The sequence below is a fragment of the Streptomyces violascens genome (assembly GCF_014649955.1).
Lineage (GTDB): Bacteria > Actinomycetota > Actinomycetes > Streptomycetales > Streptomycetaceae > Streptomyces > Streptomyces violascens.
The window spans coordinates 284,631-307,002 of sequence record NZ_BMUA01000001.1 but is presented as its reverse complement, the minus strand read 5'-3'; the positions used below and the strand labels follow the sequence as shown (position 1 = coordinate 307,002).

25 protein-coding genes are annotated in these 22,372 nt (G+C 70.2%); 10 read left to right on the top strand and 15 right to left on the bottom strand.

All coding sequences use genetic code 11. The features are described from left to right. Positions 1 to 138 precede the first annotated feature (138 nt). Complete coding sequence (locus tag IE206_RS01470) at positions 139 to 408, bottom strand: GlsB/YeaQ/YmgE family stress response membrane protein (protein WP_189959788.1); 270 nt, start codon at positions 406 to 408, stop codon at positions 139 to 141. Between the two features lie 442 nt (positions 409 to 850). On the opposite strand from IE206_RS01470, the gene IE206_RS01465 reads away from it, so the two are divergent. Next, a complete protein-coding gene (locus IE206_RS01465; protein WP_189959786.1) occupies positions 851 to 1,321 on the top strand; it encodes a Dps family protein in 471 nt (156 codons plus the stop codon). 78 nt (positions 1,322 to 1,399) lie between these two features. On the opposite strand, the gene IE206_RS01460 is transcribed toward IE206_RS01465, so the two are convergent. Beyond that, complete coding sequence (locus IE206_RS01460; protein WP_189959784.1) at positions 1,400 to 2,245, bottom strand: polysaccharide lyase family 7 protein; 846 nt, start codon at positions 2,243 to 2,245, stop codon at positions 1,400 to 1,402. Positions 2,246 to 2,451: 206 nt separating this feature from the next. Here IE206_RS01460 and IE206_RS01455 point away from each other — a divergent pair, with 206 nt between their 5' ends. Next, positions 2,452 to 3,063: a VanZ family protein gene (locus IE206_RS01455; protein ID WP_189959781.1), complete on the top strand. Its 612-nt coding sequence runs from the start codon at positions 2,452 to 2,454 to the stop codon at positions 3,061 to 3,063. A gap of 70 nt (positions 3,064 to 3,133) precedes the next feature. On the opposite strand, the gene IE206_RS01450 is transcribed toward IE206_RS01455, so the two are convergent. The 3 genes from IE206_RS01450 to IE206_RS01440 form a co-directional block, all read right to left on the bottom strand. After that, positions 3,134 to 3,451 (bottom strand): hypothetical protein, encoded by a 318-nt coding sequence (locus IE206_RS01450; protein ID WP_189959779.1) that lies wholly within the window; start codon positions 3,449 to 3,451, stop codon positions 3,134 to 3,136. An 84-nt stretch (positions 3,452 to 3,535) separates the two neighbouring features. Further along, positions 3,536 to 5,623, bottom strand: coding sequence for a SpoIIE family protein phosphatase (locus IE206_RS01445; protein WP_189959777.1), 2,088 nt, complete (start codon positions 5,621 to 5,623; stop codon positions 3,536 to 3,538). 162 nt (positions 5,624 to 5,785) lie between these two features. Then, complete coding sequence (locus tag IE206_RS01440) at positions 5,786 to 6,166, bottom strand: helix-turn-helix transcriptional regulator (RefSeq protein ID WP_189959775.1); 381 nt, start codon at positions 6,164 to 6,166, stop codon at positions 5,786 to 5,788. Between the two features lie 253 nt (positions 6,167 to 6,419). Here IE206_RS01440 and IE206_RS01435 point away from each other — a divergent pair, with 253 nt between their 5' ends. Continuing rightward, complete coding sequence (locus IE206_RS01435; protein WP_189959774.1) at positions 6,420 to 7,304, top strand: RNA polymerase sigma-70 factor; 885 nt, start codon at positions 6,420 to 6,422, stop codon at positions 7,302 to 7,304. A gap of 2 nt (positions 7,305 to 7,306) precedes the next feature. Next, positions 7,307 to 7,795, top strand: coding sequence for an SRPBCC family protein (locus IE206_RS01430; RefSeq protein ID WP_189959772.1), 489 nt, complete (start codon positions 7,307 to 7,309; stop codon positions 7,793 to 7,795). A gap of 1 nt (position 7,796) precedes the next feature. Here the strand turns inward: IE206_RS01430 and IE206_RS01425 are convergent, their stop codons facing one another. Then, the gene (locus tag IE206_RS01425) at positions 7,797 to 8,396 is read right to left on the bottom strand and encodes a S26 family signal peptidase (protein ID WP_189959769.1); all 600 of its coding nucleotides are present in this window, start codon (positions 8,394 to 8,396) and stop codon (positions 7,797 to 7,799) included. Here IE206_RS01425 and IE206_RS01420 point away from each other — a divergent pair. Beyond that, complete coding sequence (locus tag IE206_RS01420) at positions 8,391 to 8,672, top strand: hypothetical protein (RefSeq protein WP_189959767.1); 282 nt, start codon at positions 8,391 to 8,393, stop codon at positions 8,670 to 8,672. The genes IE206_RS01425 and IE206_RS01420 overlap by 6 nt on opposite strands. Here IE206_RS01420 and IE206_RS01415 read toward each other — a convergent pair. Next, on the bottom strand, positions 8,639 to 9,610 hold the full coding sequence (locus IE206_RS01415; protein ID WP_189959764.1) for a GlxA family transcriptional regulator: 972 nt from the start codon (positions 9,608 to 9,610) through the stop codon (positions 8,639 to 8,641). The genes IE206_RS01420 and IE206_RS01415 overlap by 34 nt on opposite strands. Positions 9,611 to 9,700: 90 nt before the next feature. Between IE206_RS01415 and IE206_RS42305 the strand changes: the two genes are divergently transcribed. Continuing rightward, on the top strand, positions 9,701 to 9,934 hold the full coding sequence (locus tag IE206_RS42305; protein WP_226598623.1) for a hypothetical protein: 234 nt from the start codon (positions 9,701 to 9,703) through the stop codon (positions 9,932 to 9,934). Positions 9,935 to 10,178: 244 nt separating this feature from the next. Here IE206_RS42305 and IE206_RS01405 read toward each other — a convergent pair whose 3' ends face one another. Both IE206_RS01405 and IE206_RS01400 read right to left on the bottom strand, forming a co-directional pair. Next, positions 10,179 to 12,029 (bottom strand): M1 family aminopeptidase, encoded by a 1,851-nt coding sequence (locus IE206_RS01405; protein WP_189959762.1) that lies wholly within the window; start codon positions 12,027 to 12,029, stop codon positions 10,179 to 10,181. A gap of 285 nt (positions 12,030 to 12,314) precedes the next feature. Continuing rightward, a complete protein-coding gene (locus IE206_RS01400; protein WP_189959760.1) occupies positions 12,315 to 13,898 on the bottom strand; it encodes an MFS transporter in 1,584 nt (527 codons plus the stop codon). A gap of 126 nt (positions 13,899 to 14,024) precedes the next feature. Between IE206_RS01400 and IE206_RS01395 the strand changes: the two genes are divergently transcribed. Continuing rightward, the gene (locus tag IE206_RS01395) at positions 14,025 to 14,465 is read left to right on the top strand and encodes a winged helix-turn-helix transcriptional regulator (RefSeq protein ID WP_226598622.1); all 441 of its coding nucleotides are present in this window, start codon (positions 14,025 to 14,027) and stop codon (positions 14,463 to 14,465) included. A 28-nt stretch (positions 14,466 to 14,493) separates the two neighbouring features. On the opposite strand, the gene IE206_RS01390 is transcribed toward IE206_RS01395, so the two are convergent. From IE206_RS01390 to IE206_RS01370, 5 genes are all read right to left on the bottom strand, one after another. Then, positions 14,494 to 15,834 (bottom strand): NtaA/DmoA family FMN-dependent monooxygenase, encoded by a 1,341-nt coding sequence (locus IE206_RS01390; protein ID WP_189959757.1) that lies wholly within the window; start codon positions 15,832 to 15,834, stop codon positions 14,494 to 14,496. After that, positions 15,831 to 16,685 carry a creatininase family protein gene (locus IE206_RS01385; protein WP_189959756.1) on the bottom strand — a complete coding sequence of 285 codons (855 nt, stop codon included), beginning with the start codon at positions 16,683 to 16,685 and terminating at the stop codon, positions 15,831 to 15,833. The genes IE206_RS01390 and IE206_RS01385 overlap by 4 nt, the downstream gene beginning before the upstream one ends. After that, a complete protein-coding gene (locus IE206_RS01380) occupies positions 16,682 to 17,560 on the bottom strand; it encodes a beta/alpha barrel domain-containing protein (RefSeq protein ID WP_189959754.1) in 879 nt (292 codons plus the stop codon). Before IE206_RS01380 ends, IE206_RS01385 begins: the two co-directional genes overlap by 4 nt. 90 nt (positions 17,561 to 17,650) lie before the next feature. After that, a complete protein-coding gene (locus IE206_RS01375) occupies positions 17,651 to 18,202 on the bottom strand; it encodes a nucleoside 2-deoxyribosyltransferase (RefSeq protein ID WP_189959751.1) in 552 nt (183 codons plus the stop codon). 216 nt (positions 18,203 to 18,418) lie between these two features. Then, positions 18,419 to 18,946 (bottom strand): flavin reductase family protein, encoded by a 528-nt coding sequence (locus IE206_RS01370; protein WP_226598621.1) that lies wholly within the window; start codon positions 18,944 to 18,946, stop codon positions 18,419 to 18,421. Positions 18,947 to 19,271: 325 nt separating this feature from the next. On the opposite strand from IE206_RS01370, the gene IE206_RS01365 reads away from it, so the two are divergent. Genes IE206_RS01365 through IE206_RS01355 form a run of 3 tightly spaced genes read left to right on the top strand, consistent with a single transcriptional unit; the run spans position 19,272 to position 21,640 of the window. Continuing rightward, positions 19,272 to 20,216 (top strand): ABC transporter ATP-binding protein, encoded by a 945-nt coding sequence (locus tag IE206_RS01365; protein WP_189959747.1) that lies wholly within the window; start codon positions 19,272 to 19,274, stop codon positions 20,214 to 20,216. Beyond that, on the top strand, positions 20,213 to 21,199 hold the full coding sequence (locus IE206_RS01360; RefSeq protein WP_189959745.1) for an ABC-2 membrane transporter-related protein: 987 nt from the start codon (positions 20,213 to 20,215) through the stop codon (positions 21,197 to 21,199). Before IE206_RS01365 ends, IE206_RS01360 begins: the two co-directional genes overlap by 4 nt. A 33-nt stretch (positions 21,200 to 21,232) precedes the next feature. Continuing rightward, positions 21,233 to 21,640, top strand: a complete 408-nt coding sequence (locus tag IE206_RS01355) for a GntR family transcriptional regulator (protein ID WP_189959743.1) — start codon at positions 21,233 to 21,235, stop codon at positions 21,638 to 21,640. 3 nt (positions 21,641 to 21,643) lie between these two features. Here the strand turns inward: IE206_RS01355 and IE206_RS01350 are convergent, their stop codons facing one another. Then, on the bottom strand, positions 21,644 to 22,354 hold the full coding sequence (locus tag IE206_RS01350) for an ANTAR domain-containing protein (protein WP_189959741.1): 711 nt from the start codon (positions 22,352 to 22,354) through the stop codon (positions 21,644 to 21,646). Positions 22,355 to 22,372: the final 18 nt, after the last annotated feature.

The following is a 22,372-nucleotide window of genomic DNA, read 5'->3' as shown; positions in this document are numbered from 1 at the left end:
CACTTCGGCTCCGGGATCTTCCGGCACTGTAAGAGTGTGCGTCAACAGGGGGCAGGGTGGGGGAAATTCCGACGATGGGGTCGAGGGGCTGCTGATGTGTGGCTGAGGAGCGCTGTGCCCCGGGCTGGAGAGGAAGCCTCAGTGGCGGCTTCGGTTGCCGATGAGGAGGCGGTAGACGATGAGCACGATGACGGAGCCGACGATGGCGGCGATCCACGTCGAGAGGTGGAAGAAGCCATTGATGGAGTGGACGTGGAAGATGACCTTCCCGAGCCACCCGCCGAGGAGTCCGCCCACAATGCCGATGACCATGGTGACGAGGCAGCCGCCCGGGTCCCTGCCGGGCATGATGGCCTTGGCGATGGCGCCCGCGAGAAGGCCGATGAGGATCCAGGCGATGATGCTCATGGTGAGTTCCGTCCCAAGGTCGGGGTGACCGCGCCGACGCGGGCGCGGTGCGGGAGGTGGGCTGTTCCGGGTGGCCGAGGGCCTTGTCTGGAAGAGTGCCCCGGCCGGGAATCGCTATGCCCGTGTATCGGCCATCGGGGGGTGGGCCGGGAGTGCGTGGGGAGCAGTCGCGCCCGCTGAGCGGCCTTGCTCCGGCCGGTGCGCCCGCATCCCGCATGCGCCGACCGCGCCCGTACGGGTCCTTCCCGCGACCGGAGCCGGCCGGCGTCCGAGTGGCGGATTCGTCCGGCAGCCGGACGGCGGGACACGGCGGCGCGGTGTTTGACGTGCGCCTTCCGAGGAACGCGCACTGGTGAGGCCGATGTGCCGATGCGACGGCCCACGCCTCTGGCAATCACAAGCCCTCTGGTCATCACAAGAGGGAATCGCGAAGGGAGAAGCGGTGTCTGTGGTCAAGGGTTCCCTGTCCGACGCGGACCTGAAGGTGGTCGGCACGGCGTTGCAGGGTGCGCTGGTCGATCTGGTCGATCTGGCGCTGGTGGCCAAGCAGGTGCACTGGAACGTGGTCGGCCCGCGCTTCCGCTCCGTCCATCTGCAACTCGACGAGGTGGTGACCACGGCGCGTCAGCACTCCGACAAGGTCGCCGAGCGTGCCTCGGCGCTCGGTGTGAGCCCCGACGGCCGGGCCGCCACGGTTGCCGGGGCCGGCGCGATCGGCACCGTGCCGGAGGGCTGGATCAAGGACTCCGATGCCGTCCAGGTGCTGGTCGTCGCCCTCGGCCGGATCATCGAGCGGATGCGCGACCGGATCCGGGTGACGGACGAACCCGACCCGGTGACCCAGGACATGCTCATCACGCTGACGGGCGAGCTGGAGAAGCACGCGTGGATGTTCCAGGCGGAGGACAACTGACGGTCCCGTACGCCTCGGCGCCGGCCTGCCCGTGTTCGCACAGCCCGCGTTCACATGGGTGGACCGGCGCCCGCGAAATCAGCTGTGCGCGACGGTGAGCTTGTAGAAGGCGACGCGGGCGCCCTTGGTCGTGCTGCTGGAGGACGACTGGTTGTAGGAGCCCGCCTTGAAGTACTGCTGGTAGCTGTTGAAGGAGGACGGGATCGCGTAGTGGGTGGTGCTTCCGTTGGCCGTCAGGTCGATGGTGTGGCCCCCGGAGACGCCGATCGTGTAACTCCATGTCTTGCCGACCGGTACATGGCCCACGGCGTGTGTCGTCTGCCCGCCCGAGGGCGAGTTCTCCGTGCCCAGGACGATGTCACCGTTGGCGCGGTAGTAGAGCTCCAGCAGCGGTTTCGTGGAGGGGCCGCCCGTGCCGAGGTGAATCTGGCCGACGCAGACGTTGGACGTCACCGACACCACGCGCAGCGTCGCGTTCAGCCGGTGGGTTCCGTCGAGCGACCAGTTCGCAGGGCTGCCGTCGCGGTTCATCTCGCGCAGCTCGGAGCGGGCGTAGTGGGAGTTCGGTGTCGTGACACCCTTTTCCGGCGCCCAGAACGTCATCGCGCCGTCGCGCGCGTCGCCGTAGAAGTACGCGTCCTGGAAGCCGTTGCCGCCTTGGAGCCGGGACGGCGGGATCGTGGTCGGCGATCCGGGGGAGCCCACCGGCTCCTGGAGTTCCCACACCGACAGGTCGAAGCTGCCGCCGGGCGCGGCCGACGCGTTCGTGAGAGCGCCGGTGCCGACGCTGGAAACGCTGCTGCCACCCTTGGCGTCAACTCCCTTGAGGAACAGTGGTGTTGAGGATGCCGGGGCCACGAAGGCCAGGGTGCCGAGGATGGCGGCAGCTGTGGTGAGGGGGAGGAGCAGGGGGCGTATGCGCATCAAAGGACCTTCTTGTGGGGGGTGTTGGCGACTCGACGGCCGGCGGGCGCGCGGACCTCTCCATGTCCTGTTCCGTATGTTGAACGCAATGCTCGGATATGAACGGGGAAACCGTAGGACCCTGGCGTGGGCGCGTCAATAGAGGCGCGTCAATCGATCTGGGGGCCCGCTGTTCGGTGAACGGCGGACGGGGTACCCGGGGTGACATGGCAACAGGACCCCGGCTCCAGCGGCGTACTTGGCGAGCGGCGGTGGCTCGTGGGGCCGTGCTGATCGTGGGGTTCGTCTGCATGGTGGCTTTCGCGGTGGTACTGGCCCGGGCCACCCTCGTCCCGTCACCCGCGTCCGTGCGGCTGACGCACACCAACCTGCACCCGGGTGACTCGATACGCGCCTATCTCACACAGCCCCACTGGCGGGACGCTGTGAAGCAGATCGGCGGAAACGTCCTGCTCGGCCTGCCCTTCGGGGTGCTCCTGCCCGTGCTGTTTCCCCGGACGCGCGGTCTCCTGCGCGTGGTCCTGATGACCGCATTCGTGATGCTCACCGTCGAGGCGGCCCAGGGTCTGCTGGTCACGGGCCGCGCCTTCGACATCGACGACGTCATCCTCAACTCGCTCGGTTCCTTTGCCGGTTACCTGCTCCTGGGCCGCCGGCTCGGCCGCGCCCTGCACCCCCGGCGCCACCATTGGTGGCAACGCCGCCCGGCCGACGCCGACGCCGACGCCGAGGCCTCGGCCGACAGCCCTCCCGATCCCGGCGGGCCGAAGCCGCGCCTGCCCGCGATTCTGCGGGCGGTGCGCAAGCCGGCCCCGTGAGCGCCGGACCGGCCGTGGGGTTGTGCCGCCTCCCGGGCCCCATCGGCAGCCGGCACTCACCCCGTACCCCTCACTCCGTGGTGATTCCGGTGATGACCGCGTCGCCCAGCGGGGCCTCGTCCTCCGCGTAGCCGGCCGTGCGCAGTGCGGCGGTGACCGTCCGGCGGGCCTCCCGCTCGGCGGCCTCGGTGTCGTCGGCCTCGACTTCGAGGCGGATGCTGAACGCCGAGGATCCGCTGTAGAAGGTGAGCATCTCCAGATGTTCCGCCTGTCCGGCGCGGGTGCCGCGCGGGTCGGCGGGGCGCAGGGCGCGTTCGAGGATCTCGGTGGTCGCGTCGGTGCGCTTCGCGAGAAGGGTTCCGGGGATCGTTACGACATAGGTGGTCATAGAGCTACGGGGTGCCCCGCGGACTGGCTTCGTACACCCCGGCGTACAGCGAACGGGGTGCGGCGCCCTGATGAGCGGGCCGCTTCAGGCCGGGCGGCGGGACGGGATGACCTGGGCGATGAGCAGGGCGATGTCGTCGTGGCCCTGCGGCGGGGGCAGCGCGGCCAGGAGGCGGTCGCAGGTCGCCTCCAGGGGCAGGCGGTGGTGGGTGAGCGCGTCGAGCAGGGCGCGCAGCCGGTCGTCGATGGGCTGGTCGCGGGTCTCGACGAGGCCGTCGGTGTACAGGACGAGCCGGTCGCCGGGCGCGGCCTCCACCGTGGTGGCCTTGAAGGGGACGCCGCCGACGCCGAGCGGCGCGCCGGTGGGGAGTTGCAGAAAGCGGGGGGCCCGGCCCGGGCGGTCCCAGATGGGCGGCAGGTGGCCGGCGAGGGCGATGCGGCAGTGCGTGCGGTGCGGGTCGTAGACGGCGTACACACAGGTGGCGGTCGTCTCGTCCAGCTCCGCGGTGATGCGGTCGAGGTGGCGCAGGACATCGGCGGGGTCGAGGTCGAGGCCGGCCAGGGTGCGGGTGGCGGTGCGCAACTGGCCCATCGTGGCAGCCGCGTTGATGCCGTGGCCCATCACGTCGCCGACGACGAGCGCGGTCTTGTCGCCGGCCACGGGGATGGCGTCGAACCAGTCGCCGCCGGCCTCGCCGAGGGCCGCCGCGGGCTGGTAGCGGTAGGCGACGTCGAGCCCCGTGGGCTGGGGCGGCTGGCGCGGCAGGAGGTGGCGCTGGAGCGAGAGGGCGGCGTTGCGCTGCTGCTGGTACCAGCGCGCGTTGTCGATGGAGACGGCGGCCCGGGTGGCGAGTTCGAGGGCCAGGACGGCGTCGTCGTGGGTGAAGGGCTGCGGGTTGCGGGCGCGCTTGAGGTCGAGGGCGCCGAGCACCTCACCGCGCGCGATCAGCGGGACCGCCAGATAGGAGTGCAGGCCGGCGCGGTCCAGGAGGGCGGCGGCCTCGTCGTCACGGGCGATGTTCGCCAGATCCCCCGGCCCGACATGGCTGATCAGCACGGGCCTGGCCGTGGTGACACACCGGGTGACCAGGCGTTCGGCGTTGTACTTCGCGATGTTGCCCGGTGGATCGGCGGCCCGCAGGGCGTCGGTGGGATAGGCGGCCGCGACGGCCAGGGCGCGGATGGACACCGGTCCCGTCGAAAGATCCTTGGTGGCGTTGTGGCCTTCCAGGATGGAGTCGAGGAGGTCGACGGCCGCTATGTCGGCGAGGTCGGTCACCACGAGATCGGCCAGCTCGTGGGCGGTGCGGCTCAGATCGAGGGTGGTGCCCACGCGCACCGACGCGCGCGCGATGAGGTCGAGGCGCCTGCGGGCCTCGGCGGCCTCGTTCGCCGCGTGGTACTGCTCGCTGACATCGACGACCGATGTCGCGACGCCGAGGACCCGGCCGGCTGGGTCCTCCAGGCGGTAGTACGACACGTTCCAGGCGTGCTCGGCCGAATCGGCGAGGGTCCGGCCGATGGCCGTCTGGTCGAGCAGTGGCACGCCCGTCTCCAGGACCCGGCGCATCGCGGACTCGATGTGCGCGCTGTCCAGGAACGGCAGGGCATCATGGACCGTACGCCCCATGTGGTCGGCGGACGACACCCCGTTGATCCGTGCCAGCGCCGGGTTGACCAGGACGTAGCGCAGCTCGGTGTCCAGCACCGCGAGGCCGATCGGCGACTGCGACACGAGGCGTACCGAAAGGGCCAGGTCGCGCTCGACGGCGCGCAGCGTCGGCTCGTCGGTGGCGATTCCAAGGGCGTACAGGCCGCCGTGCTCGTCCTGGAGCCGCATGTTGCGGAACTCCACCATCCGCGTGCGGCCGTCCTTGTGCCGGACCGGGAAGACGCCCGCCCAAGCCCCGCCGCCGCTCATCACCCGGGCGAACAGGTCGAGAACCTGCGGGCGGTGCTCCTCGGAGACCAGGAGCTTCGCGGCGGAATGGCCGAGGGCCTCCTGTGCGTCCCAGCCGAACAGCTCGTGAGCCTGCGGGCTCCACAGGGCGATCCGGCCGGTCTCGTCCAGGACGATGGCGGCAACCCCCAGCACGTCGAGAAGGCCGCCCGGCTCGGAGGCGGCGACGCGCAGGGGCCCGAGCCGCTCCCCGAATACCTCGGATGCGTTCATCGTCGGCCCTTCGTCCGCCCGCCCGGCGCCTCACTCCTGTCCCAGCGCCTTCACCATCTTCCCCCGGCACGCGGAGATCGGCAGAGCAGATACCGGAAAAGGGCCAGGTCGCACACGCTGAGTGACCTCGGGCGCCCGGGGCCGCCCGAGGCGGGCGGACGGTCAGCGCGACCGTTCGGGCTGCGCCTCCCGGTCCCGCTCGGGCGCCGCCCGCAGCTCCTGCGGACGGGGCTTTCCGCGCTGCTCGTCGTGCTGGGCCAGGACCGCGAGGAGAGTGGCCACCGTCAGTCCGGCCTCGGCGGGGTGCCTCAGCGGCGTGCCCGGTTCGATGCGGTACGTGTTGGAGCGCCCGTGCCGGGTGTGCGAGAGGTATCCGGCCTCCTCCAGGTCGGCGATGATCCGCTGGACGGCGCGCTCGGTGAGCCGGCAGTGCGCCGCGATGTCGCGTATGCGGGTCGAGGGGTCGTCGGCGATCGCGGCCAGTACGCGGGCGTGGTTGGTGAGGAACGTCCAGCCTGCATGTGGTTCAGGTACGGCACCCATCCCCTCAGGGTAGGACGAGGCATTCGCGCAAACAATCAGGCGAAACACATTTCACGAAGCAACTGTCACATCTCCGCCCGACGCCCCGGCGGGGCCCGTCATTGTGAAGCGGATCACACCGGCGGGGTGTCACGTTCTGCCGGGGCGGAGTGTCTCGATGGTCATGCGTGGACAGGTGGGCAGGCATGAACGGTCGAGAGAGGTCTGGTGGGATGCCGGGGTACGTGTGCGGGGCGGCGGGGGGAGGCAGGCCGTGACCGAGGACGCCTTCAGTGAGCACCGGCCGCTGCTTTTCACCATCGCCTACGAGATGCTGGGCAGCGCCGCGGATGCCGAGGACGTGCTCCAGGAGAGCTATCTGCGCTGGAGCGCGGTGGACCCGGCCGAGGTCGAGCACCCGCGCGCCTACCTGGTGCGCATCGTGACCCGGCAGTCCCTCAACCATCTGCGCGCGGTCAAGGCGCGGCGCGAGGAGTACATCGGCACCTGGCTGCCCGAGCCGATCCGTACCGGACCCGCGGTGAGCGAGGACGCGATCCTCGCCGAATCGGTGTCGATGGCCCTGATGCTCGTCCTGGAGACCCTGAACCCGACCGAGCGCGCGGTGTTCGTGCTGCACGACGTGTTCGGCTACAGCCATGGCGAGATCGCCGTCTCGGTCGGCAAGACCGAGGTGACGGTCCGTCAAATCGCGCACCGCGCGCGGCAGCACGTCCACGCGCGGCGCCGCCGCTTCGAACCCGACTCGGAAGCAACGCGTGAGATCGTCCAGCGGTTCCTGCTCGCGACGTCGGCCGGTGAGATCCAGGCGCTGATGGATCTCATGGCGCCCGACGTCGTCCAGATCGCCGACGGCGGCGGGAAGGTGACCGCGGCGCGCCGCCCGATCACCGGCAACGAGGAGGTCGCGCGGTTCGTTCTCGGCGTGACCCGCACCAGCGTCACCCCCGACACCCGGATCGAGCACGCCACCTACAACGGCATGCCCGCGGCCCGGTTCCTCACCGACGGCGAACTCGACTGGCTGGTCGCCTTCGAGATCCACGACGGACGGATCACCGGCCTCTACGCCGTGCGCAATCCCGACAAGCTGCACCGTGACGACGCGGTGCGCCCACTCGACAGAGGAGTGCGTTGACTGTGGAAACCATGACGGTCGAGCGCGTCATCGACGCCCCCATCGACGATGTCTTCGCCTGGCTCACCACGACCACCAACTACGAGCGCTCACCCGTGGTGCTGCGCTGCCGGCTGACCCGGCAGGGCGAGTCCACGCCCTACGGCGTGGGCGCGGTGCGCAGCCACCTCTGGGCCATCGGCTGGCTCAGGGAGCGCATCACCCGCTACGAGGCGCCGTACACCACCGAGTACGTCGTCGAGCGGAGCGTGCCGCCGTCGCGGCACGAGTTCGGCAGCATGACGTTCAGCGAGGTCGACGGCGGCACCCGGGTCGTGTGGACCACGCGCGCCGAGATGGCGCTGCCGGTGCTCGGCCCCGTCCTGACCCGGCTCATGGTGCGGCCGATGATCACCCGCTCCTTCGGCAGCATCCTCGAAGCGGCCGACGCCGCACTGGCCCGACAGTCGCACGCCGAGCGGAACATGACGAGGCATCAGGAGCCCGCGTGAATCAGTGCGCCGGATCCAGATGCGGCCGGAGGGGCCTCCGCTCACGAGCGGCCGGTCGGGTGACCACCACGCCGAGCAGGGCCGACCGGGGCGCGTAGCCGAAGTGACGGGAGTCCTGGGTGCGGGCCGCGTCGCCCCGGACGACCAGCGCCCCGGACGGCACCAGCGAGCCGTCCGGGGCCTCGACGGCGGCGCGGACCTCGGGCGGCACGGGGTCGCCGGGCAGCGCCGAGATCCTCGAACCGGCGAAGCCCGTGGAACTCGTCGACCTTGGCGAACAGGGTCCGCTCGACCTCATCGCCGTGCTCTGCCTGCTGAACCCGCTGCTCACCTTCGGCGTCATCCGCAAACTCCGCGCCCAGGCAGAGCGGAAGGCCGACTCGGTGGCGGAGGGCCTGATCATTCCGGCGGGCTCACCGGCCCCGCCCTTCTCGGTGGTCACCACCGCGGGCGAGCCGGTCACGCGCGAGAGCATCGGCGAGACCATGCCCGGCTTCTTCTCGCCCGATTGCCGGGCCTGCAAGGAACGGCTGCCGCTCTTCGTGGAGCAGGCCCGCACGACCGCACGCGAGACCGGCCGCAGCGTCTCGCCGTCGTGCACGGCACCGAGGAGGAGGCCCGCGAACAGGTGGCGGCCCTGTCCGAGGTCGCCCACGTCGTGGCCGAGCCCGGCGACGGGCCGCTCGGCGAGGCCTTCGACAGCACCGGATACCCGGTCTTCCGCTTGATCACCCGGGATGGCACGCTCGCCGCGACCGCCTTCGACCCGGGCCGCCTTCCGGCGCCCTCGAAGGCGGCGGTCCGACGAGGGAGGGGCGGTACGCGGACCGCCAGGCTCCGGGATCACCGGGCGTTGCGCCGAAAGGTGGCGCGGTAGTCCCGCGGACGTCGGCCGGTGTGTCTGGCGAAGAGTGCGGCAAAGGTTCCCGGGTCGCGGTACCCGACCGCCGTGGCGATGCCGGCGACGGTCCGGTCCGTGGTTTCCAGGAGGTGACGGGCGCGCCGGACGCGCGACAACTGCAGGTATTCCAGCGGACTCTGGCCCGTCTCGTCGGCGAAGCGCCGCAGCAGCGTACGCGTGCTGACATGGAACGCGTCCGACAGCGCGGCAAGGTCGTATCGCTCGGCGAGGTTCTGGTCGAGCCGGCGCATGACCCGGCGTGAGAAATCGGATCCCGGCTGCGGAAGAAGGGCGACGTCGACGTAGGGAGTCTGGGACGAGCGGGCGTCGTCGAGCAGTGCCATCCGTGCGGTCGTCCGCGCCACTTCGGCGCCGCTGTGCTCGCGGATCAGGCCGAGGGCGAAGTCGTACATGGCACTGAAGGCGGCCGTCGTCGTCACACCCTTGTCGGTGACGACGAGGTGTTCGGGCCGGACATCGGCGCCCGGGCAGCGCCGGGCCAGTTCGTCCGCGAGCAGCCAGCAGGTCGTCGCCCGTCGCCCGTTGAGCAGCCCGGCCTCGGCGAGCAGGAACGCCCCGACGCAGATCGAGACGACCATGCGGCCCGCCTCCGCGTGTGAGCGGATCACGGCGACCTCAGGGGTGAGGGCGGCGAGTTCCGCGTCCACGTCGAGGCCAGGTGCGAGCTCGAAGCCCGGCACGACAAGGACGTCGGCCTCGCGCGGCGGCGAGACGGCCAGCTCCGCGCCGCCCGACGCGGTGACCCGACGGCGCGACGAGACGATCGACACCTCGTATCCGGCGCGGCCGGGACCGGCCACGTGTGACGCCATCGTCAAGAGGTCGGGCACCCCGAACACTTCGGACGCGAAGCAGCCCGGGTAGGCCAGGACTCCGATGCGCAGCGCACTCACGACTGCCCCCTCTCGCCCTTGGCGAGATTACCCCCATGTCTGGCGATCCGGCCCATCGCTTTGCCAGGTCCACCGGTCCACGCTGCCGTCATGAGTGCTGAGACCTTTGACGACCCGATCACGGACTTCCTCCGCCAACTCGTGGACGTGGACGGGGTGGTGAAGGCGGTGTACGTCGCCGGTTCCGGACGGGCGGTCAACAGGGTCGTCACCCCGCACAGCGTGGTCACCGCACACCTCGTCGACGAGGACGGCCACCCGACGGTGCGGGCCAGGGACGAGATCCTCGGCTTTCTGGCCGAGCGGTTGGGGGTCGGCAGCTGAGCGGCCTGCACATCTACACCGCGCTGCGCACCGCCGAGGCGGCTCTGGCGGCGTACGAGGAGAATCTCCTCCCGAGCGCCGAAGCGACCGCCCGGGAGTCGGCCGATGGGCTCGACGCCACCTTCCGCGCGGACGCGCCCCAGCCGTTGCTCGACATGTTCGCGGCATTCGACGCGGCCCGAAAGCGGCTTCGCCGCGGACGACGCGTGGTGCGGGACGCCCTCCGCGGCGAACTGATGAACCGTCAGCCGTCGATGCGGTGCTGGGTCCAGAACGAGGTCAGGTCCGTGGAGGTGGCCGCCTGGGCCGCCGCCTTGAACTCGGCCGTCGTCGAGACGCCGTACCAGTGTGAAGTGGCGTAGTCCTTCAGCAACTTGGCCATCACGCCATCACCGAGTACGCGCCGCAGGTCGTGCAGGGCGCACTTCCCGTAGCCGTAGACGACGGTCGAGTACCGGGAGGAGTGGGCGTCCCAGTACGCCATCGAGTTGGTGATCTTCTCGGCGGACGACGCCCACGAGACGCTGTTCCAGCAGTTGGTGCCGGTCTTGTTCTGGGCGAGGTCGGTGGAGTAGTCGGCGAACGCCTCGTCGAGCCAGGGGTTGTTGTACTCGTCGTCGCCGACGATGCCGTACCACCACTGGTGTCCGATCTCGTGGGTGAGCGCCGTGGTGGAGACGAGGTCGAGGACGAAGCCGGGGTACTCCATGCCGCCGAACCAGTAGTTGTTGTCGATCACCGCGTCCAGCTCGCCGTACGGGTAGGCGCCGAAGCGGGCCGCGTGCGTGTCCACGGCGGACTTGGCGGTGGCCAGCATCGACTGGGCGTCGGACGAGCTGATGCCCGAGACCGAGTAGATGTTGATGGCGGTGCCGGCGGGCGAGGTGCCGGAGATCTTGCTGAATGGGCCGGCCGCCCAGGCGAAGTCGCGGACCTTGGTGGCGGTGGCCGTGGTGACGGTGCGTCCGCTGGAGCCGGGGGTGTCGACCGAGGTGCCGGTGGCCGGGACGAGCAGGCCGGTGGGGTGGTCGAGGGTCACCTTGAAGTCGGCGGCCAGCGAGTAGAACGACTCGCCGTTGTTGGTGTACGGATCCAGGTGCCAGCCCGCCGCGTCACGGATGGCCAGGACCGGCAGGGCGTTGCCTATGTTGTTGAACGCGCCGTCGGCGCCGAACCGGTCGGCGCCGCTCGGCACACTGATGCCCAGGTCGAAGCCGATCGTGGCGCTCTGCCCCTGGGGCAGCGGCGCCGGCAGGTCGATCTTGAGTGCTGTGCAGCCGACGGAGAGGGCGCCGGCGGTGCCGCCGGTGACGTTGCCGACCGTGATCGGCATCGCCGAGCAGGTGCCGTGGTAGTTGTCCCACAGCCTCAGATACACCTCGCTGAGCGCGGTGGACGAGGCGTTGGTGAAGGTCGCACTCTCGTGCCCGGTCCAGCCGTTCCCGCTCGCGTTGCTGGTCAGACTGACGTTGTACGAGGGAGCGGCCGGCGTACGGGTGGAGTCGGCGGGCGGGGTCGAGCCGCCGGAGGTGTCGAGGGCGACGTCGTCGATGACGAAGCTCGTCTGGAGGCTGTAGTCCTCCGTGCCGGTGAACGCGAGGTCGACGGTCTGCCCCGCGAAGCCCGACACGTCGAAGGACTTCTGCACGTACCCGGTGTTCTTGTCGAGGTTCGAGTACGTCGCCAGCGTCGTACTGCCGATCTTCGCCGTCAGTTTGTCGTAGGCGGTCGACGAGGTCGTCTCGGCGGTGTCGATGTGCAGCCAGAACGTGAGGGTGGCCTTGCTGCATCCGGAGGGGATGGTGACGCTCTGGGAGAGGGTGTCGGTGTGTGTGCTGCCCACACCGTTCAGCCAGGCGAAGTGGGTGCCGCCGTGGGCGCTCTCACCGGTGCGATCGGTGATCACACTCGTCGACGACTGCGTCCAGGGTGAGGTACCGCTCTCGAACCCGCCGTTGGCGACCACCTGAGCCGGTGTGCAGGCGTCGGCGCGCGGGGCCTGGGCCGACGCCGGGGTGGCGGGAAGGGATACGGCAGCCAGCGCGGCGGCGGCGCATGCGGCCGCCGCGAGGGACTTGTGGGGGGTGGGTCTCACACGGAACTCCTTTGAGGCGGCCGGGATTTCGGCCTGCTCGATGGCCGCCCGGCCCGGCTTGGGTGCGCCGGAGGACGGCCGCGGACGGTGCGCGGCACGTGCACGATCACTGAGTGGGACGTGTGCTGCCGTCTTCCTGGGGTCAGGGCGACGGCTGGGGGGAAGCTTGGCAGGTCTGATCGGAGCATGCCAAGAGAAGTGCTGGACGTTTGTGGCAGAACGGGAAGGGCGCGTACCGGCCCCGATTCCCGGGACCGGCACGCACCCTTCAGCCCTGTGGCACCCCTACGGCGCCGCGTGCACCTCCTTCTCGGAGTCCTCTCGCGCCACCTCCGGCGCACGCGGCCGCAGCATCGTCGCGGCCAGCACAGCCGTGGCCACGAGAACGGCGGCGGCCACCCCCGTGACCGTCGTGAAACCTTGGTCGTAGGCGCGGCGGGCCGCTGTGGTGAGGTGCGTGGCAGTAGTGGCGGGGAGCTGCTTCAGCACGTCCTCCGCCGAGGCGAACGACTCCTGGGCGGTGCTCTGTTGCTCCGGGCTCAGCCCGGGGACCTCGGGCAGCGACGTGCGGTAGGTCGCGGCCAGCGCGGTGCCCAGGACGGCGACGCCGAGCCCCGCGCCGAGCTCGAAGGACGTCTCCTGGATCGCGGCGGCCTCGCCGGAGCGCTCGGGGTCGGCCGCGGCCATGATGGAGTCCGCGCCCAGCGTCATCACGACCCCCGCGCCGAGCCCCGCCGCGATGAGCGGCAGCACGAGCCTGGCGTAGTGCGAGGTGTCCCCGGTCAGCGACAGGGCAGCGGCCGCCGCCGCGAACAGGCCGAGCGAACCGGTCAGCGCCCAGCGGTTGCCCCAGCGGGCCGAGGCCCAGGGCGCGGTCGTGGCACCCACCGCGTTCGCGGCGGCCAGCGGCATGAGGGCGAGCCCGGCCCGCACCGGCGAGAACCCGCCGACCTGCTGGAACCACTGGGTGAGGAAGAACAGCAGCGCCACATAGCTGCCGAAGCAGCCGATCACGCAGAGCGTCGCGGTGGAGAAGCGGCGGTCGGCGAAGAGCGAGAAGTCCAACAGTGGTTCCGCCAGGCGTCGTTGACGGCGTACGAAGAGGAAGAGCAGCAGCGCTCCGCCGGCCGCCGCGGCCAGGATGAGCGGGTCGACGCCCACGTGCTCGCCGCCCTGCTTGAGCGCGTACACGACCCCCGCGAGCCCGGTGATCGACAGGGCGACGCTCGCCATGTCCCAGTGGCGCGGGGAGGGGTTGCGGGATTCGGGCACCACGCGGGCGCCCACGACCAGGATGACGAGCACGATCGGCACGTTGACCAGGAAGACCGCGCCCCAGCCCCAGCGCTCGGTGATCAGGCCGCCGAGCAGCGGCCCGAGGGTCGCGCCGACGCTGTGGGCCGAGGTCCAGATGCCGATCGCGATGGCGCGTTCCCGGTCGTCGGTGAACACGACGCGGATGATGGCCACGGTCGACGCCATGATCATCGCGGCCCCGATGCCCAACGCGACGCGGGCGGCGATCAGCTGGGACGTGGAGTGGGAGAACGCGGCGGCCGCCGACGCGAGCCCGAACACGGCGAAGCCGCTGAGCACCATGCGTTTGCGCCCGATGCGGTCGCCGAGGGTGCCGCAGGTGACGAGCAGCGAGGCGAGGGTGAGTGAGTAGATGTCGACGATCCACAGGAGTTGGACGCCGCTGGGATGCAGGTCGAGGGACATGCTCGGCACGGCCGCGTGCAGCACGGTCAGGTCGATCCCGCACAGCAGCAGGCTGGTGGAGACCACCGCGAGGACCAGCCATTTGCGCCGCCGCGCGGCGGCATCCGGTTCGCCCGGAATCTTTGCGGGGGCGTCGCTATTCGTCATGCTCGCACTATCGTGGGATACAAATGCAGGGCACAAGTACGCACTTGAATGTGACGTAGTATCAGGATGTATACCTGGTTTCAAAATGTATACCGTCAAGGTGTATACCGTGGTGGAGGTGGAGTCGTGCGCGACGGTTCGGAACGTGCGGAAAACACGCCGGAATATTGCGCGGTCGAGAGTGCCATGGAGGTCCTGGGCGGCCGGTGGAAACTGGCCATCCTGAAGGAACTCATGGCCGGGACCAGGCGGTTCAGCGAGCTCAAGCGAGCGCTGCCCCGGATCACCCAGCGGATGCTGACCCGCCAGCTGCGTGAAATGGAGACCGACGGCCTGGTCATAAGGACCGTTTACCGGGAGGTGCCGCCGAAGGTCGAGTATTCGCTCACCGAGATCGGCCGCAGCCTGGACCGCATCGCGGAACAGCTCGACACCTGGGGGCGCTGGTACCGGACTGCGCGGGCCGTGGAAACGGGCGCGGATCGCGAATTCCCGGTGGCCGATTCTCGTGATGCGGACACAGAACTCCCCATCGGACACCCCCTAGCCACCCCGCGCGGCCGATGAGCCACGCGGGGCGCCCGTGCCCACCCGCTCAGAACTCCAGCAGGTTCTGCCGGAGCGTGTTGCCCGGTGTGTACGCGGAGCGGGTCAGCCCTCGCCGTTGCAGCGCCGGGACGAGTCCGTCGGTGACTTCGGCGATGTAGCGGCGGTTCAGGCGGAGCAGCGGTGTCGTGATCATGAACCCGTCGCCGCCGACCTCCTCCATCACCTCACCCATCCGCTCGGCCACCTGGTCCGGCGTACCGACCAGGTCGACGGAGGAGACGAGCCCGCCCGCCGCGTCGATGACGAGCTCGCGCAGGGTCTTCCCGCTGCCCCACTGCTGGAGCTGGTCGAGCGAGCCCTGCTCGCCGTTGGTCTCCAGGCGGCGCGGCAGCGGCTCGTCCAGATCGAACTGCGCGAAGTCGATCTCGGTGAGCGCCGACGTCTGGGCCAGGATGTCCTGGATGAACTGGGGCGAGGACACCATCCGGGCCTGCTTCTCCCGGGCGTCCTGCTCCGTCTCGCCCAGGACGGGGGTGACACAGAACAGCGTCTTGATGGTGTCCGGATCGCGCCCCTGGTCCTTGGCGTGTGCCCGCACGTCCTCGCGGAACTGCTTCATGCCCTCCACGCCGTTGGCGATGGCGATGATCGAGTCCGCGTTGCGGGCCGCGAAGGCCCGGCCCCGGGGAGAGGCACCCGCCTGCACGAAGGCCGGCCGGTGCTGCGGCGAGGGCACGGTGTTGAGCGGGCCGCGCACCTGGAAGTACTTGCCCTTGAAGTGGATGGGCCGCACCTTGGTGTGGTCCGCGTACACACCCTTCTCGCGGTCGAGTACGACGGCGTCCGCGTCCCAGGAGGCGAAGAGCTGCTTGACGACATCGACGTACTCGTCGGCCATCTCGTACCGGACATCGCGCGGCGGCAGCTTGTCGAGGCCGAAGTTCTGCGCGGCCAGGTCCTCCGCGCTGGTGACGATGTTCCAGCCGAAGCGGCCGCCCAGCATGCTGTCCAGGGTCGAGGAGAGCCGGGCCGTCATGAACGGCGGGTACGCGAGCGTGGAAAGGGTGGCCACGATGCCGAGTCGAGAGGTGGCCACCCCCATGGCCACCGCCAGCGGGACGGGGTCGTGCTTGGGCACCACCATCGCCTGCTTGAGAGCCGCCTCGGCGGAGCCGCCGTACGACTCCGGAACCATCAGCTTGTCCTCGACGATGACGTAGTCGAAGCAGGCGCGCTCCAGCGCCTGGGCCACCTCGGTGTGGAACTTCCCGTCCCACGGCGACCCACCCGTCCCGAACGGGCCCTGCCAGTCGTCGGGTGTGAAGTTGAAGATGAAGGCGAGATGGAACTTGCCCGCCGACCGGCCCTGCGGTGCGGTGCTCGTCATGCGCGTCGTCCCTTCGGTGCGGGTGAGGCCGGTGCGGTCGCGTCGCTCGTGTCGTTCGACGACGTACGGCCGCGTCGGTCCGGGCGGGTGCGGGCGAGCAGCAGGCCCTCGCCCTGCCGGACCATGGCGAGCGCCTCGTCGGTCACATGCCGGAAGAGCTTCTCGCCGAGCTCCGCGCTGGAGCCCGAAGTGGACGACAGGATCCCGTTGTTGGAGATCTGCTCGACATCGATGGGGTGCAGATACACCCCGCTGCGCGGCGGATTGTCGTGCTCGGGCCGCTTCTCGGTCACGAGCTCCGGGCGCAGGTGCAGCATCAGGCTGGTCTCGGTCACACCCGCGTGCTCCGCGTGCCAGCCGGGGAAGCCGGGCACCTCGGCGGCGATCCACGATTCCTGGACGAGGCTCCACCAGCTGAAGGCGTACACCTCGCGGCCGTCCAGGAGCCCGCGAGCCCGCACTTGGTCGAGCGCCTCGAAGAGGAAGGGCTCGTTCTCGAAGTGCCCGTTCACGATGATCAGCCGCTCGAAGGGCAGCGCGACGAGCGATTCCAGCACGTCCCGTACGTAACGGATGAGGGTGTCGCCGCCCACGTACACCGTGCCGGGGAAGGAGAGCCCGCCGCCGCTCTGCGGGAGCGAGCGGGCGGCGATCTGGTGGACGGGCAGGGTGAGTCCGTCGAGCCCGGCGGAGATCTCGGCCGCGAACGCCTCGGCGAGGTCCGAGTCGACGCTGAGCGGGAGGTGCGGGCCGTGCTGTTCGGTGGCGCCGATCGGCCAGACCAGGGTTCTGCCCTGGACGGACCGGTTCACGCCGGCGCTGGTCAGGGCGGAGTACGCGGCGTGGGTCACCGGGCGGCTCCCGCCGTCGCGCCGGCCGGGCGCCCGAGCACGGCACCGGTCTCGGTCACGATCCGCTCCAGCGTCTCGTACATGTCGGTGTGCAGCGCCGTGTAGACCTGCGCCACGTTCGCGCCCACGCTCAGATAGTCGGCGACGTCCCGGCCGGAGCTCACGCCGCCGCAGCCGAGGACGGGCAGGTCGACGCCGCGTCGGCGCAGTTGCCAGATGGCGGCCAGGACCAGGGGTTTGATGGCGGGGCCCGAGTAGCCGAAGATGCCGCCGAGTTCGAGGTCGCCGGTCTCGGGGGAGACGGCGGCGCCGGAGATCGTGTCGCTGACCGTGACGGCGTCCGCGCCACCGGCGACGGCCGCGTGCACGCGGTCCACCAGTCCCTCGCCGATGGCGAGTTTGACCGAGATCGGCAGTGTGGTGCGGGCCCGGGTGGCCGCGGTGTAGGCGTGGACGCGGTCGGGGGTTTCCTCCTCACCGCCGGGTTCCTCGTTGATGCAGGAGATGCCGAGCTCAAGGGCCGGACAGCCGGTGGCCGCCACGCGGGCGGCGAGCTCACCGAGCTCGGCCGGGGTGTCGGCGTGCACGGAGGCGATCACGGGTAACCGCTCGTCCGCGAAGGACGTGAGGACCGCCAGCCAGTGCTCGACCGACCTCTTGGAGTACGTGGTGCTGTTCAGCATGCCCGAAGGCAACCGTAAGATCCGCTCGTCGAGGCCCTGGGGCGGACTGGGGTGGATCGTCTTGGTGACAACGGCCCCCGCGCCGGTCGCGAGGAGCTTGCGGATGTTGCGTTCCTGGTCGGTGAGCAGGCCGGAACCGACCACGACCGGATTCTTGAGCGTGAGTCCCAATATGCGTACGCCGTCGGACAATTGATGTCTCCGTGGTGAGGCTGTGCGGGATGCGCGGCCGACCGGGCACGGGCCGGGTGACGACCGGGCGGGGGAGTGAGAGGACTGCCGTCAGGCGCCGGCGACGATGGCCGAACCGAGGGCCTCGCGCTGCACCTCGGTGGCGGCGAGCACGGCGTCGACAAGGAGCCCGGGCTTCTCGTTGAACTCGTCGAAGTCGATGACCTGCACCGAGCCCACCCGGTGCAGCCCCTTGAGCAGATGGCTGGCCGAGTCCACGAAGGGCTGCTTGGTCACCAGGACGATGGGCCGGCCCAGCGCGGTGGCCCAGCCCAGCTCCACGTGCGTGCCGTCGGTACGACGCAGGGTGAGGTCGGGAAGCACCGGAAGCACGGGGACGAACACGTCGCACTTGCGCATCCACCGGAAGTCGCGCACCGAGACCTGCTCGGGGGTGAACTGCGCGGTGTCCTCGCCGAACTTCTCCGCCACATGGGCGGAGAACACGTTGCCACCGTTCTCGCGGACGGTGCCGATGGCCCTGGTGATCGCGGACTGGAGGTCGCCCGCGAAGCCGTTCGCCAGGATCGCGTGCTGGATCGGACCGCCCACGAACACGTCGAGGCCGGTGAGCAGACCCGACCGGTCAGGGGTGATTGCCATGTGAATTCTCCTGACAGAAAATTAACGCCGATTTGCTGAAGAAGTGGCATCGCCGAGGGTCGGCTCGTCATCGAGGACTTGCCGACGGAAGGGAATACCTGAGTGGGATCGAGCCATTTTGCATGGCTGAATTCGGGGGTCCTGGCGAGAAAGTGATAGCGTGCGTCCGGGGTGCGGATCGCTTCACCCGCCCGAATGTGAGCGGAATCTGGGGGGTTATGCCGGGCCGGGCATGCTCTCGCCCGGCGATGTGTATCGGCCACGGTGATACAGCAGTGGCTTCCGGTCCGCGTCCGTATCCAGGGCGAGCACGCGGGCGGCGACCACAAGATGGTCGCCCGCGTCGAACTCCGCCTCGATGGCGCACTCGAACCAGGAGCACGCCCCGTCGAGCCTGGGGGACCCGCCGGGCGGGCAACTCCAGCCCACACCTGCGTACTTGTCGCCGCCCGGACGGGCAAAACGCCTGCTCAGGGCCATCTGGTCCGCCGCAAGGACGTTGACGCAGAAGCGGCCCGCGGCCTTGATGTGCGGCCATGTCGTGGACGTGCGGCCGACGGAGACGAGAACCCGTGGTGGGTCCAGGGAGAGGGACGAGAAAGCCTGGCAGGTGAATCCGACGGGGCCCTTTGGGCCTATGGCGCTGATGACGGTCAGGCCGGTACAGAAGCTGCCGACCGCGGACCGGAACGAATCAGAGGTGACGTGGTCCTGAACTGCGATGGATGTGCTGTCGCCATGCAAGGGAAGTTCCTCACGGTAGAGCGGCGGATCCGATCGGCCCGTTGTTCTGTGAGCTTTCTCGGAGGTAAAAGTCTGCACTACACGGCGAGTTGGGACAAGGGACCTTTGAATCATGAACAGGACGTTGCAATGGTCTGGTCAAGTTGAATGATTCGCGCGCGTTTGCGGCGCGCACTCTGTTGCGTTCCGGCCGCGTTGCAGGCCTGTCCGCGATGCCCCCGCGCGGCTCCGCCCGACCGCTCCCGGCTGGAGCGGATTGACAGGCTCGCGCCACGAACACCATGATTCCACTAGTTGACTAGTGGAATCGAGTGGGAGGGGGAGCATGAGCGGCACGGCCACTTCTGGTGGGGACGACGGTCGGTGGGCCCTGGAAGCGCGCGGGCTCGGCAAGAAGTACCGCCGGGGGTGGGCGCTGCGGGAGGAGTCCTTCCGGGTTCCGGCCGGGCGCGTCTGTGGCCTGGTGGGGCCCAACGGGGCTGGAAAGAGCACCCTGTTGGGGATCGCGGCCCGGCTCGTCGAGCCGACGCGTGGCGAGCTGCGGATCTTCGGGCGGCCGGTGGGCGACCCGACAGTGATGCCCCGGTTCGCCTACCTCGGCCAGGACAAGCCGCTGTTCAAGCGGTTCACCGTGGCGGAGTGCCTGCGAATGGGCCAGGAGCTCAACCCCGGCTGGGACCAGGCGGTGGCCGAACGGATCGTGCGCGAGGGCAACCTGGCGCCGAGCGCCAGGATCGGCAGCCTCTCGGGCGGCCAGCGCACCCGGGTGGCGTTCGCGCTCGCCTTCGGCAAACGGCCCGAGCTGCTGCTCCTGGACGAGCCGATGTCCGACCTCGACCCGCTCGCCCGCGACGAGATCGGCTCCCTTCTCATGTCGGAGGTGGCCGAACGCGGCACCACCGTACTGATGTCGTCCCACATGCTCTCCGAGGTCGAGCACATGTGTGACTACCTTCTGGTGATGGCCGGCGGCCGGGTCCGGATGGCCGGTGACACCGACGAGCTGGTGCCGCTGCACACCGTCGTCACCGGGGTCACCACCGACGGCCGCCTGCCCGACGCGCTCGCCTCGCACACCGTGATCGATGTCCGCACCGCAGGGCGCCAGTTCACCGCCCTCGTCCGGCACGAGGCCCCGCTCGACCCCGCGTGGCAGCTCGCCGAACCCAGCCTGGAGGAGGTGCTGCTCGGCTACCTCCGCCACCCGGAGGCGCCCGCGCTGCTCTCCCCGACCGCCGTCCCCGGCCACCGAGAGGAGCACGCGGCATGAGCACCGTCACCCGCACCCCCGTACAGCAGGAAACCTCGTTCGCCGGGCGACGGCGGCTCCGCGGCCTCGCATGGCTGATGGTGCGTCAGCATCGGGCCGCCCTCATCGCCTGCACCGCGGCGACCGTCATCGGAGCGGCCTGGATCATCCACGAGCGCGGCACCATGCTGGACTCCCTGCACGCGGCCGGGTGGCCCGCGAAACCCGTCGACACCCTCGACCCCGACATGGTCCAGCGCCTCGACGGGTCCTTCAGCGATGTCGCCCGGTACATCGGATATCTGCCGCTGCTGTTCGGCGTGTTCATCGGCGCCCCGCTCATCTCCGCCGACCAGGAGCACGGGACCGCCCGTCTCGTGTCGACCCAGTCGGTGCCCCGGCTGCGCTGGCTGCTCTGGAAGCTGGGCTTCGCGCTGGGCCTGGTCCTGATGACCACCGGGGTTCTGGGCGCGCTGTTCGGCTGGTGGTGGCGGGCCGTCCGACCCGTGGTGTCCAGTACGTGGCTCGACGGCACGGTCTTCGACAACTCCCTGCCGGTGCTGACCGCGCTGGTCCTGTTCACCACCACCCTCGGCATCGTCGTCGGAGCCCTCGTGCGCCGCGCGGTCGCCGCCATGACCGTCACGTTCTTCGTCACGGCGGCCGCGCTCCTGGGGGCCGACTACTTCAGGAACCGGCTGGCCACCCCGCGCCGGGTAGCTTTCCCCCTCGACGGCGCGCACCCCGCGGTGCTCACCGACGCGGTCCAGGTCGACCAGTGGGTCGGCACCGCCTCCGGCAAGGTCTATGGCTGGGGTACCTGTGTGAACGACGCCGCCCCCGAGGCCTGCCGCGCCAAACTGGGGATCGTCAACTCGGTGTGGGACTACTTCGGCTACGACCAGATGGCCACGCTCCAGTGGACCGCGGCAGGTCTGCTGGTGGGCGCCGGCGTGGTCTTCGTAGCCGTGGCCGTGTTGCGCACGCGGCGCACGGCCCTGTAGCCGTACGGAGAGGATGGGAAGGAGGCGGGTGCGATGGTCGTGTTCCGCATCGAGCGACGCAGCGGAGTGCCCGCGTACCTCCAGATCGTGCAGCAGGTGCAGCAGGCGCTGCGCATGGGGGCGTTGGGCGAGGGCGACCGGCTGCCCACTGCGGCACAGGTCGCCGCCGACACGAAGGTCAACCCGAACACCACGCTCAAGGCCTACCGGGAGCTGGAGCGGTCCGGCCTCGTTGAGGTGCGCCAGGGCGCGGGCACCTTCATCACCCGCTCCCTGGCCGCCCCGCAGAGCGACCCCGAGTCACCGCTGCGGGCCCAACTCGCCGACTGGATGCGGGAGGCCATGGCCATGGGGCTGACCGAGCAGGAGGTCGGCGCCGTGTTCGACGCGGTCCGCGAGCAGACGTACGCCGCGCAGCCCATCAGGGTGACCTCGTCCTGAGGCTCAGCCCGCGGGACTCCGAGGAGGCTGGGGCCCCGGGGGCACGGCCTCGGCGACCGCGGCGGACAGGTGTTTGCGTACGTGCTCGGGCAGCGGCGTTCCCCCTGCGGAGTCCACCACCTGCTCGGCGAGGCGGCGCAGTTTGGTGTTGGTGTGCTGAGAGGTGACGACAAGGACCTTCCACGCGTCCTCGGGAGTGAGGGCGAAAGCGGCCATGAGGATGCCGCGGGCCAGATCGATGGTGCCCCGGCTCTCCATCGCCTGCCGCAGCTGGCCGAGTTCGAGCCGGAGATCCATGTCGGGGTCAGGGGCGCAGTCGCGGTCGGCGGCGAGGTCCGCGCCCGGCTCCGGTTCGTCCGGCGGCGGGGCGATGCGGGGGGCTGCGGTGCCGTCGGGCCCGAGGACCGCAGGGGGTTGGTCCAGGGCCGGCTGCCTGATGTGCAGCAGGATGTTCAGGGCGGAGCAGCCGCAGAACTCGACGCCACTGAGGTCCAGTTGGATAGAGCCGTCCGACCCGGCGGGGGCCGCGCCCAGAGCGTGTCGCAGTTGTTGGTCCGTGGCGAGGTCGAGCTCGCCGCACACGTCGACGACGGTCCCGTCGCCGTCGGGGCGACGGAAGACCGTCAGACCGGTCAGCCGATGCGTGCCGGTGGAACCGGCCAGCCTCGTGCACGTGCCCGCCTGCCCGGGCCCGGACTCTTCACAGTGCGGCATGGCCATCTCCCCTGCGCA